This is a genomic window from Humidesulfovibrio sp., from assembly GCF_035560995.1.
Taxonomy (GTDB): Bacteria; Desulfobacterota; Desulfovibrionia; order Desulfovibrionales; family Desulfovibrionaceae; genus Humidesulfovibrio.
Genome location: NZ_DATMYK010000333.1, coordinates 1 through 10260, shown reverse-complemented (window position 1 = coordinate 10260; position 10260 = coordinate 1). Strand labels below are relative to the sequence as shown.

Below are 10260 nucleotides of genomic sequence, written 5' to 3'. Positions count from 1 at the left end.
CGATGCATTCCGTTTCCGGGCGGGGGATGAGCACGGCGGGCGCAACATGAAAGGGCAGGCCGAAGAACTCGCGCTCGCCCAGAATGTAGGCAGCGGGTTCGCCCTTGGCGCGGCGGGCCACCAGGGCGCGGAACGCGCTCTGCTGCTCGTCCGTGGGCTTGTCCTTGGCCCGCACAATGAGCCCCAGGCGCGAAAGGCCGAAGGCCTGGGCGGCCAGAAGCTCGGCGGACAGGCGCGGGGAATCCACGCCAGCGGCGGCCAGTTCCTTCTCGGCCAGAAGCACGGCCTCGCCCACGGTGCCGGGGCGCTGGCGCTGGTCGTGCTTGGCCAGCAGGTCGCGCACGGCGGAGAAAGTCGAGGGGCGGCGCTCCTCGCTCATGGCTTAGCTGCCTGAAGCCTGGAGCTTCAAGGCCTCGGTCTGGTAGTGGCTGGTCAGGGACTGGATCAGGTCGCCGCAATCGCCTTCCATCACCGCGTCCAGCTTGTACAGGGTGAGGTTGATGCGGTGGTCCGTCACGCGGCCCTGGGGAAAATTGTAGGTGCGGATGCGCTCGGAGCGGTCGCCGGAGCCCACCTGGGCGCGGCGGATGTCCGTCTCCACGGCCTTGGCCTTCTGCTGCTCCTGGTCAAGCAGACGCGAGAGCAGCACCTTCATGGCCTTGGCCTTGTTCTTGTGCTGCGACTTCTCGTCCTGACACTGCACCACCAGGCCGGAAGGAATGTGCGTGATGCGCACGGCGGATTCCGTCCGGTTGACGTGCTGGCCGCCCGCGCCGCTGGCGCGGAACACGTCGATGCGCAGATCCTCGCTGCGGATGTTCACGTCCACCTCTTCCGCCTCGGGCATGATGGCCACAGTGACGGCGGAGGTGTGGATGCGCCCCTGGGCCTCGGTGGCGGGAACGCGTTGCACGCGGTGCGTGCCGGATTCCCATTTGAGCTTGCTGAACACACGCTCCCCAGAGATGGAGGCGATGACTTCCTTGTAGCCGCCAGTGTCGGTGGGGCTGGCGTCAAGGAGTTCCACCTTCCAGCCCACTCGCTCGGCGTAGCGCGAATACATGCGGAACAAATCGGCGCAAAAGAGCGCGGCCTCGTCGCCGCCGGTGCCCGCACGGATTTCCAGGATGCTGTTCTTGTCGTCGAGGGGATCCTTGGGCAGGAGCAGCAGCTTCAGCTCCGTGTCCAGTTCCTCCAGGCGCGTCTTGAGGCCCTCGGTCTCGGCCTCGGCCATCTCGCGCATCTCGGGATCGGCGTCCTTCAGGAGCTCGCGGTTGCCCTCCAGTTCCTGCGACAGGCGCTTGAACTCGCGGAAGGCCTTGACGATGACGCCGAGATCGGCGTGGCTCTTGGCCACCTTGCGGTAGCGTTCCTGGTCGGCCAGGACTTCCGGCGCCCCGAGTTCCTTCTCAAGGTCCTCGAAGCTGTGTTCGATCTCTTCGAGCTTGGCGAACATCAGCAGCTCCCCTCTTCTCCCACTGCGCACTTCAACGCGGCCATGGCGACCTCGATCTGGCTGTCGTCCGGCTCCTTGGTGGTGAGCATCTGGAGAACAAGCCCGGGCCAGCACAGCATGCGGCAGAGCACGTTGGAATTGAATTTACCGGCAAAGCGGATGATCTCATAAGCCACGCAGCTCACGGGAATCATAAAGATCAGCTTGGCCGCGACAATATACAGGTGCTTCAGGATGGCGATTTCCGGCTTGTAGAAGGACAAAAGCACGGGCACCAGAACGGTGTGCAGCAGAATGCTCACCGCGAGCACGAACAGCAGAAACGACGTGCCGCAGCGCGGATGCAGGCGGCTGTTGGCGCGCGCGTTGGCCACGGTCATCTCGTCGCCGTTTTCGAAGTTCCAAATGACCTTGTGCTCGGCCCCGTGGTACTGGAACACGCGGCGGATGTCCGGCACGAAGGAGATGATGCCTATGTAGCCCACGAAGACCACCATCTTGTACAGGCCGTCCCAGGCGTTGAAACTCAAGGACTCCACATCGCCGGAAAGGCCCAGCCACTGCATGAGGGCTGAAAGCGCGTGCGGCACCACGACGAAGAGCCCCAAGGCGACGCCCAGGGCCACGATCATGGTCAGCACCAGGTGCCAGGGGGTGAGTTCGCTCTCGCCCTCCTCGTCCTCCGCGCTCTGCATGGCCGAAAAGTTCAGGGCCTTGATGCCGTTGACCAGGGTCTCCATGAGCACTGGAAAGCCGCGCAGAAACGGTTTGCGCAGGATGGCGGCGTTGGTGAGGGAGAACCAGGGGCGCACCTCGACAAGGATTTCCCCGTCGGGCTTGCGCACGGCGATTGCCAGGCGGTTTTTGGAGCGCATCATCACGCCTTCAATGACAGCCTGGCCGCCCACAGTGGGTGCGGCGGAAAGAAAAGGAAGCAGGGCGCGTCTCAAGGGGGCAACCTCTGGATGGTCAAGGGGCTAGGGCCAATAAACCGCCAGCCGGAACGCCCGGCAGGCCCCTTCCAGATAAGGCCGGTTTCAGCGAAGTAAAGCCGCGGCCTGAGGGCCGGACAAATCGCGCAGGCGGAAACCGGTCGAAAGGAAACAAGAATGCCTCCATTGGCGAACCCAACAGAGGCATTCCTATGCGTGCGCTGGTGCGCTACTTCTTGGCGTCGGCGACGGCGGCGTACTTCTTGCGGAAGCGGTCGATGCGGCCGGCGGTATCCACGAAGCGCTGCTTGCCCGTGTAGAAAGGATGACAGTTGGAACAGATTTCCACGGTCACTTCCTTGCCTTTGGTGGTCAGCATGGCGGTTTCATAGCCGCAGTTGCAGCGCACTTTGGCATCGTTCACATTGGGATGAATATCTTTTTTCATGGCAATCTCCGTGCTCAGTGTTCACTTGAAGAAGCGCCATATACGCCCGATGCAGGCGGATGGCAAGGGGCGGAATGCACATTTTCCCGGCCGGGTCGAAATACCCCGCAGGGCGCGGCTGTTGACTTCCCCTGGCGCTGACGCTAGCAAGAAAGCTCGTTCATTGCCAGCACACAACCATACGGGGGTCCGGGGAACCGGGCTGAGAGGGTCTCTGAAACCGGGGCCGACCGTGGAACCTGATACGGGTCATGCCGTTGGAGGAAATGGACCAGGCTGGTTTTGCGGCCTCCCCCTCCCCCACGCATGTCCCTGTTTGAACCGCCCGCACGCGGGCAAAACAAGGAGTGCGTCATGTCCATCCTGAGCGCCAACCCCGCCCTGGCCGAAATGCTGGCCCAAAACCTGCCGGAACTCATGGCATACGAGCACATGAGCGAGGCCGACATCCGCGCGCGCATCGACCAGGGCAGCCTGACCCTCTTGGGCAACCCGCGCCACGCCAAGGTACGGGCCACGCTCATCGGACAGCCCGCGCGCGTCAAGGTCAACGCCAACATCGGCACCTCGCCCATCACGAGCGACATGGGTACCGAGGCCGACAAGCTGCAGGTGGCCGAGACCGCCGGAGCCGACGCGGTCATGGACCTCTCCACCGCCGGGGACCTGGACGGCATCCGCAAGAGCATGCTGGACAGAAGCCCCCTGCCGCTTGGCACCGTGCCCATCTACGCCGTGGCCCAGCAGTGCACCGAGTCCGGCCGCGACCCGGCTGGCTTCGAGCCCCGGGAGCTTCTGGCCGAGGTGGCCAAGCAGGCCGAGCAGGGCGTGGACTTCATGACGCTGCACTGTGGCCTCACCAAACGCGGGGCCGAACTGGCCCAGGACGGTTCGCGCAAGCTCGGAATCGTTTCGCGCGGGGGGGCCATTCTGGCTCGCTGGATGCGCCGCACCGGGCAGGAAAACCCCCTGCTCACCCACTATGACGAACTGCTCACCCTGTGCCGCAAGCACAACGTGGTCATCAGCCTGGGCGACGGCCTGCGCCCCGGCGGCGGCGTGGACGCGGGCGATCCAGCCCAGTGGGAGGAGGTGCTGACCCTGGGAGTTCTGGCCAAGCGGGCCTGGGCCGCTGGCGTGCAGGTAATGATCGAGGGCCCGGGCCACGTGCCCCTGCACCTTGTCCAGGCGCAGATCCAAGGCATCAAGCGCGCCACCTTCGGCGCTCCGCTCTACGTGCTGGGCCCTCTGGTGACGGACACCGCCGCCGGGCGCGACCACATCGCCGGAGCCATCGGCGGGGCTCTGGCCGCGCAATACGGCGCGGACTTCCTCTGCTACCTCACCCCGGCCGAGCACCTCTGCCTGCCCGACGCCAAGGACGTGCACGAGGGCGTGCTGGCCTCGCGCATCGCCGCCCAGGCGGGCGAAACCGCCCTTGGCCGCCCCTGGGCCTTGAACCGCGAGGCCGCCATGTGCGACGCGCGCCTCAAGCTCGACTGGAAGGGCATGGCCGACGCGGCCCTTGACCCCTGCCTGGTGCGCCAGCGTTCCCAGGGCACGGAGCACGGCAAGGAATGCGGCATGTGCGGCAAGTTCTGCGCCATCCGCATGGCCGAACCGGAACAGAAGTAGAGCCGGACGAAACAGAAACGCCCGCCTCCTTAAGGCGGCGGGCGAAAAAAAAGAGGCGGGGGCCAAAGCTCCCGCCTCTTTGCATTCGATGAAATGGAGGCTTACACGCAGCCGGTGGGCTTGGGCAGGCCAGCCATTTTGCAGGCGCCCTTGCCGGGGCCGGAGGGGAACAGCTCGTAGATTTCCTTCAGCTTGTATCCGGTCACCTTGGACAGGATGCGCACCATGGGGGCGATGCCGTTCTTCTTGTAGTAGTCCTGCAGGAAGTCGATGACCTTCTGGTGGTTCTCGGAGATGACGGCGATGCCTTCGCTCTCCTTCACGAACTCAACCCACTCCGGGTTCCAGTCCTCGAACTTCAGCAGAAAGCCGTCCTCGTCAACCTCAAACTTTTTGCCCTTGTACTCAAGAATAGCCATTCGTCGTCCTCCTCTAGGATCTTATGGATAAAGCCTCAGCCGTTTAAGTATGCTTGGTCGCAAAGGCCGCAGCCCGTATGCGTTAGAGAGCAACTAAATGATTTCCCTGCCCCGGTCAATACGGTCCGGGAGTATATCCGCCTTTGAGGAGGATTTTTATTCTTCAGCTCCCTGGCGCAATTCTTCCAGGTGTATGCGCGCGTACTCCAGGCTCGGATCGAGCTTCAAGGCCGACTCCAGATACTCGCGCGCGTCGTCCAGTTCGCCCATGAACTTGTGGCACAAGCCGAGGTTCGCCAAATCCGGGGCCGAGCCGTTGTCCAGGGTCAGCACGGCGTGGAAGTCCTCCTTGGCCTGGGGATAGTTCCCGGCCTTGAAGCGCCCCACTCCGCGCAGGTTGAAGTATTCCTTCACCTCGGCATCCAGGCCTATGGCCCGGTCCAGGTGGGGCATGGCCGCCTCCCAGGAACTCTCCTGAGACAGAGCGTACGCCTGGTAGAAGGCGCACAGGGCGCGCTCCTCCACTCCGGGCTGGAGCGGTTCGGCCTTGGCGAAGAGCGCTGCGGCGGCCTTGATCTCGCCCAGGCGCAGGGCGAACAGGGCCTGGAAGAAAGGCAGGTAGTAGCCGTTCGGCACCACAGTGGCCAGAATGTCCAGGCCGGTCATGGCCTCGTCGTCCGGTGCCTCTTCGGCCAGCTTGCGCCCCACGAAAAGGCCCAGGCTGCGATTGACCGTACGCTCGCGGAAGTCGAAGCCCGGCACAAGGTTGTAGTTTGCGGGCACATCCAGGTCGGCGCGGGTTGTTGGCACCGTGTACAGGGTGTAGCCCTTGGCCGTGAGGCCGTCGGCCAAGCGGGCGAGCTCCACGCGGATGTTCTGGTCCTCCACGTTGGGCAGGCTGTCCAGGTCCACCACCGGGCCTTGTGTCAGCCAGGCGAACTGGCCGGGATCGGTAAATTTGCGCAGGCCCGAAGCCTCGTACACGCGCGCGGTCTCGAAGTCTCCCGCAAGCTGGGCGATCTCCGTCACGGCACGCACCGCCGCCTTGACCGGATTGGCTGCCGTGCCCGCGGTGTAGACGATCTCGCTCAAAGTCGGGAAGGTCTTGGGATCAAAAGCAAGCGCACCCACCGTGGGCACCGGCATGCCCAGGCTGAAGTCCTTCAGGAGCAGCATGATGCCGTTCTTGCGGAAGCGCTCGCACAAATCCTTCAACACCGGGTCGTCCAGGGTGTCCTGGCTGATGGTGGGAAGCTCCGGCGACGTGCGGTCGATGAGGGCCGACACGTGGCGCTCCACCAGTTCGCAGCCGCCCTGGAGGATGGACTCCTCCGGCGTGTTGCCGGCGGAGGAACCGTTGAACTCGTTCAGGGTCTTGAACCAGTCCAGCGGCAGTACGCAGGTTTCGCCCGTGGCCACGTTCAGCACCGGGCAAAAGCGCCAGCGCACAAGGTCCATAAGCCGCCGGGCGTCGTCCTGCGTCAGGTCGTCATCCACGGACTGGCAGATCTGGGCCATGTCCACCAGTTGCGAGCCAAAGAGCTTCTCAGCCTCGCTCCAGGTGGCCAAGGTGAAATTGGTCTCATCGGCCCAGAAGCTGAAGTAGCTGAAACGCTCCACAAGCTCCATAAGGGCCGAGGCCTCGGCCTGCTCCGGGCTGGCGCCTTTGCCCATCTGCTTGCGCGTGGGCATCACCGCCCGCGCCTCCGGTCCGCAGATGCTCAAGAACACGGGAATGCCCAGGCGGCCGGTGTCCACGCGTTTGGTTTCCTCCAGCACGCCGGGGCACTTCGCCTCCAACCGGGCCTTGACCCTGGCCACGGTCTCCGCCGGGGGCGCGGCCTTGTCCTGGTCCGTGGTGTAGACCTTGAAACAATCCGTAAGCTTCAGCATGGGTGCTCCTTGCACCAAGAGGCCCGGAACGGATCTTCCGAGCCTCAGGCGGGCTTCAAGTCGTAAGTGTTTGGTACGCGGGCTAGGCTTCCAGCTGCTGGATGCCCTCAAGCCGCCAGTTGGCCGAGAGGTCCGCGGTGGGGCGCGAGAAGTGCCAGACCTCGCGGATCTGCTTGGGCCGCTCCTCGCTCGCATCTTCGCGCATGAGCACGTCGAAGAGCACCGTGGCCACGGTGTCCTTGTCCTCCTCGCGGAATTCCAAGAGCTTGGCGTTGACCAGCAACAGCTCGGTCTTGGAAGGCGCGGGGTCGGCGGCGGCCTGGCGGCGGATCTCGGCCAGGACCTCCGGCGTGGTGAAGAGCGCGATGTCGTTCAGGTCGCGGCGGTCCCAGGAGTGCTGCAGGCGCGCATACACAGTCTTGGAGCCCTCAAGAAACTCCGGCACGTTGAAGCCCTCCGGCACCACGGGTCCAGCGATTTCTTCGGCTTGCGGCGTAACGCCGAAGCCTCCGGTGGGGCTGGCGGCAGCGGTCTGGCCGCCATTGGAGCGCAGGTGGTCCCAGCTCTGTTCCGCGCGGGAGCGGGGGTCCGGGCCGGGCGCGTCGCCGCGCGGATCGGCTCCAGGCGCCTGCGGAGGAGTCATGCCGCCGGAGGCGTTCCGGGAGTCGGACCAGCGGCGGAACAGCTTATAGGCCAAAAAGGCCACAAGACCGATGAGCAGGATGTCGAGCATGCCCATGCCGCCGCCGGCACCCCAGCCACCGCCGCGGCCAAAGAGCATGGAGCCGAGCAGACCGCCGGCCATGAAGCCCCCAAGCCCCCAGCCAAAGCGCGAGAACATGCCCGGCGACTGCGGCTGGGCCATGGGCGTGGCCGTCTGTTGCTGGGTCGTGGGCCGCGCCGTCTGCGCCGGGGCGGTGGGCGACGCGGGGCTGCTGGGCGCATAGGGCGTGGGGCTTGAAGGCGTGTAGCTGCGGGAATACGTGCTGCGTCCGCCAAGGTTGCCGCCGCTGCCCATGCGTTTGGCGAAGGCGGCTTCGGCCATGAGGGAACAGGCGAGAAAAACCGCCAGCACGGCGGAAAGGGTCTTGGGGGGCTTTTTCATGAGCTTGCAGTCCTTTGTTCAAACCTCGAAGCCGAGGCTGCAAATTGTCTCGTAGAGACGTTCCGTCAGGATTGGTTTGGTGATGTAGGCCGTGGCCCCGCCCTTGTAGGCGCTCATGACCGAGCGCACATCGCCCAGGGCAGTGGTCATGATGATCTTGACGCCCTGGCCGGGCTTCATGTCCGCAGCCCGCTCCAACTGGCGGATGTCTTCCAGCACTTCCTGCCCGTTCTTCCTGGGCATCATGATGTCCAGGCAAATGAGCTGAAAGGGCTTGCCTTCCTCCAGGGCGGCCTTGTACGCGGCAAGGGCGAGTTCGCCGTCTTCGACCACCACGCATTCGCCAAAGCGGGCCAGCAGGCCCGACATGTAGCGCGCGCTTGTGCTGTCGTCTTCGGCAATGAGTATGCGCATGGATATCTCCCTTCACTGTTTCCTTACCTCAACTTCCGCCAAGAGACAATCGCCCCGGCTACGGCATTGCGCGGCCGCCCTTGCAAGATGCCGCCAGGAGACGTATCTCTGCCGCGAGGCCGGAGTCAGCTCCCGCCCATACCCTTTCCTGGAGGCCCAAGCTTCATGTCCTACTTGAACATCTCGGCCCAAACCGACCTACCCTCCAAATGGCGCGGCTGGCCGTTCAATTCCGGCGTCGCCGGCGACTGGGAGACCAGCCTGGCCACCTATGCCTTCTCCTTTGCCATCCTGGCGGCCATCTGCCTGTTCCTGCGCTTTCTCTATGGCCCTAAGGGCATATGGCGCGACAAGGAGCTAGAGCGCGAGGCCGAGGAGAACCGCCGCCGCGAGCATGCGGAACTGGATTCCGACTACCGTGCGGGGCGCATCAACAAGCAGCTGTATGAGCTGAAAAAGCGCTCCATCGACCGATAAGCAGCATGCCATGTAGCGACGAACCGTTGGTCACAGCGCAGCCGGACGAGGCTCTTGTGCGCCTGGTGGGCCAGCGCTTCGAAGCCTTTGCCTTGCCCTTCCTCGACGACCAGGGCGACGGCTTCGCTTACACGCTCAAGATGGCGCACACCAAGCGCGTGCTCGGCCTGGCGGAAACAATCTGCGCAGAAGAGGCCTTGCCGCGTGAGGTTGCCCTGGCCGCGCGCCTGGGCGCACAGCTGCACGATGTGGGCCGCTTCCCCCAGTACAGGCAGTATCGAACCTTCCGCGATGCGGATTCGGCCAACCACGCAGCCTTGAGCGTGGCCCACATCCTGCGCGAGAAGCTGCTCGGCGGCGTGCCCGCGCGCATCCGCCGCCTGACCCTTGGCGCGGTGTATCTGCACAACAAGCGCTCCCTGCCGCCCATTGCCTCGTCCGCGCTGCGCGACGCGGCCCGTGTGGTGCGCGACAGCGACAAGCTGGACATCTACTCCGTCATGATCGCCCACTTCGCCCAGAAAAACCCCAAGCACCCGGAAGTGGCCCTGAACGTCGTCGACGCTCCGGACACGTATACCCCGTCCGTGCTCGACGCCCTGTGCAGACGCGAACGCGGCGACTACCGCACCATCGTCTACATCAACGACTTCAAGCTCATGACCATCGGCTGGCTGTACGACATGAACTTCCGCGCCTCCTGCCGCCTGCTGAAGGAACGCGGCTACCTGGAAACCCTTTTCGCCACCCTGCCCAGGGACGAGAAAATCGACGGCTTCCACGCTCAGATCAACACAGACCTTGCCCAACGCCTGGACCATGCTTAACATCTTCTCCTGATCCACCCCAAAGCAGTCAGGAGGCTCATCATGGACCAGAAGCCCATCTTCGACGTCGTCATCCTCGGCTGCGGCCCTGCGGGCATTCAGGCAGCCATCCACGCCTCGCGCAAGAAGACCAGCGTGCTCATGCTGGGCCGCCTGAACAAGAGCAGTCTGTTCTGGGCCCACGTGGAAAACTTCATGGGCATGTTCAAGACCAGCGGTGAGGAAATGCTCACCACAGGCCTCTCCCAGGCCAAGAGCTTCGGCACCGAGGTGCTCGAAGAAGATGCTCTGCGGATCACGCCCGTCGGCAGGCTCTTCGACATCGAGACCGAGAGCGGCATGATTCTGAGCGCCCGCACCCTCATCATCGCCACAGGCACCACGCGCAACAAGCTGAGCGTGCCCGGCGAAAAGGAACTGCTCGGACGGGGGGTTTCCTACTGCGTGGACTGCGACGGCGGCTTCTTCCGTGGCGAGGACGTAGCCGTGGTGGGCGGGCAGAGCGCCGCGGCCGGTGGCGCCCTCACCCTGCTCTCCCTGGCCAGAAACGTGCATCTCGTCACCGATAAGCTCGAAGTCTCCCCCGCGCTGAAGGACAAGCTGGCCCAAAGCGGCGCCATCCTCCACGAAGGAGCCAAGGTCAAGGCCATCCAG

General features: G+C 64.4%; 11 protein-coding genes, 1 pseudogene and 1 riboswitch. Of the genes and pseudogenes, 4 read left to right on the top strand and 8 right to left on the bottom strand.

All coding sequences use genetic code 11. The features are described 5' to 3' along the window. The 4 genes and pseudogenes from VN419_RS13360 to rpmE form a co-directional block, all read right to left on the bottom strand. A pseudogene (locus VN419_RS13360) lies at positions 1–379 on the bottom strand (hypothetical protein); the annotation flags it as partial. A gap of 3 nt (positions 380–382) precedes the next feature. Next, positions 383–1456, bottom strand: coding sequence for a peptide chain release factor 1 (gene prfA / locus VN419_RS13355; RefSeq protein WP_325647712.1), 1074 nt, complete (start codon positions 1454–1456; stop codon positions 383–385). Next, on the bottom strand, positions 1456–2334 hold the full coding sequence (locus VN419_RS13350) for a DUF1385 domain-containing protein (protein ID WP_414652935.1): 879 nt from the start codon (positions 2332–2334) through the stop codon (positions 1456–1458). The genes prfA and VN419_RS13350 overlap by 1 nt, the downstream gene beginning before the upstream one ends. A 283-nt stretch (positions 2335–2617) precedes the next feature. Further along, positions 2618–2836, bottom strand: a complete 219-nt coding sequence (gene rpmE / locus VN419_RS13345; RefSeq protein ID WP_325647710.1) for a 50S ribosomal protein L31 — start codon at positions 2834–2836, stop codon at positions 2618–2620. Positions 2837–3007: 171 nt separating this feature from the next. After that, positions 3008–3119, top strand: a riboswitch (TPP riboswitch). A gap of 71 nt (positions 3120–3190) precedes the next feature. Here rpmE and thiC point away from each other — a divergent pair. After that, a complete protein-coding gene (gene thiC / locus VN419_RS13340; protein WP_325647709.1) occupies positions 3191–4471 on the top strand; it encodes a phosphomethylpyrimidine synthase ThiC in 1281 nt (426 codons plus the stop codon). A 101-nt stretch (positions 4472–4572) separates the two neighbouring features. Here the strand turns inward: thiC and VN419_RS13335 are convergent, their stop codons facing one another. The 4 genes from VN419_RS13335 to VN419_RS13320 form a co-directional block, all read right to left on the bottom strand. Then, positions 4573–4890, bottom strand: coding sequence for a TusE/DsrC/DsvC family sulfur relay protein (locus VN419_RS13335; RefSeq protein WP_325647708.1), 318 nt, complete (start codon positions 4888–4890; stop codon positions 4573–4575). A gap of 156 nt (positions 4891–5046) precedes the next feature. Next, the gene (locus VN419_RS13330; RefSeq protein ID WP_325647707.1) at positions 5047–6783 is read right to left on the bottom strand and encodes a YcaO-like family protein; all 1737 of its coding nucleotides are present in this window, start codon (positions 6781–6783) and stop codon (positions 5047–5049) included. 82 nt (positions 6784–6865) lie between these two features. Beyond that, on the bottom strand, positions 6866–7888 hold the full coding sequence (locus tag VN419_RS13325; RefSeq protein ID WP_325647706.1) for a Tim44 domain-containing protein: 1023 nt from the start codon (positions 7886–7888) through the stop codon (positions 6866–6868). Between the two features lie 18 nt (positions 7889–7906). Beyond that, positions 7907–8302, bottom strand: coding sequence for a response regulator (locus tag VN419_RS13320; protein ID WP_325647705.1), 396 nt, complete (start codon positions 8300–8302; stop codon positions 7907–7909). A 165-nt stretch (positions 8303–8467) separates the two neighbouring features. Between VN419_RS13320 and VN419_RS13315 the strand changes: the two genes are divergently transcribed. The 3 genes from VN419_RS13315 to VN419_RS13305 form a co-directional block, all read left to right on the top strand. After that, on the top strand, positions 8468–8779 hold the full coding sequence (locus VN419_RS13315; RefSeq protein ID WP_325647704.1) for an SHOCT domain-containing protein: 312 nt from the start codon (positions 8468–8470) through the stop codon (positions 8777–8779). A gap of 5 nt (positions 8780–8784) precedes the next feature. Beyond that, positions 8785–9606 carry an HD domain-containing protein gene (locus tag VN419_RS13310; protein WP_325647703.1) on the top strand — a complete coding sequence of 274 codons (822 nt, stop codon included), beginning with the start codon at positions 8785–8787 and terminating at the stop codon, positions 9604–9606. A gap of 42 nt (positions 9607–9648) precedes the next feature. Then, positions 9649–10260, top strand: a 612-nt coding sequence (locus tag VN419_RS13305) for an NAD(P)/FAD-dependent oxidoreductase (protein WP_325647702.1), incomplete at its 3' end; no start/stop codon positions are given.

Bases quoted from the DNA above. Each gene is read 5' to 3' on its own strand.
- prfA (WP_325647712.1), bottom strand. From the start codon at position 1,456: ATGTTCGCCAAGCTCGAAGAGATCGAACACAGCTTCGAGGACCTTGAG.
- VN419_RS13350 (WP_414652935.1), bottom strand. From the start codon at position 2,334: ATGATGCGCTCCAAAAACCGCCTGGCAATCGCCGTGCGCAAGCCCGAC.
- rpmE (WP_325647710.1), bottom strand. From the start codon at position 2,836: ATGAAAAAAGATATTCATCCCAATGTGAACGATGCCAAAGTGCGCTGC.
- thiC (WP_325647709.1), top strand. From the start codon at position 3,191: ATGTCCATCCTGAGCGCCAACCCCGCCCTGGCCGAAATGCTGGCCCAA.
- VN419_RS13335 (WP_325647708.1), bottom strand. From the start codon at position 4,890: ATGGCTATTCTTGAGTACAAGGGCAAAAAGTTTGAGGTTGACGAGGAC.
- VN419_RS13330 (WP_325647707.1), bottom strand. From the start codon at position 6,783: ATGCTGAAGCTTACGGATTGTTTCAAGGTCTACACCACGGACCAGGAC.
- VN419_RS13325 (WP_325647706.1), bottom strand. From the start codon at position 7,888: ATGAAAAAGCCCCCCAAGACCCTTTCCGCCGTGCTGGCGGTTTTTCTC.
- VN419_RS13320 (WP_325647705.1), bottom strand. From the start codon at position 8,302: ATGCGCATACTCATTGCCGAAGACGACAGCACAAGCGCGCGCTACATG.
- VN419_RS13315 (WP_325647704.1), top strand. From the start codon at position 8,468: ATGTCCTACTTGAACATCTCGGCCCAAACCGACCTACCCTCCAAATGG.
- VN419_RS13310 (WP_325647703.1), top strand. From the start codon at position 8,785: ATGCCATGTAGCGACGAACCGTTGGTCACAGCGCAGCCGGACGAGGCT.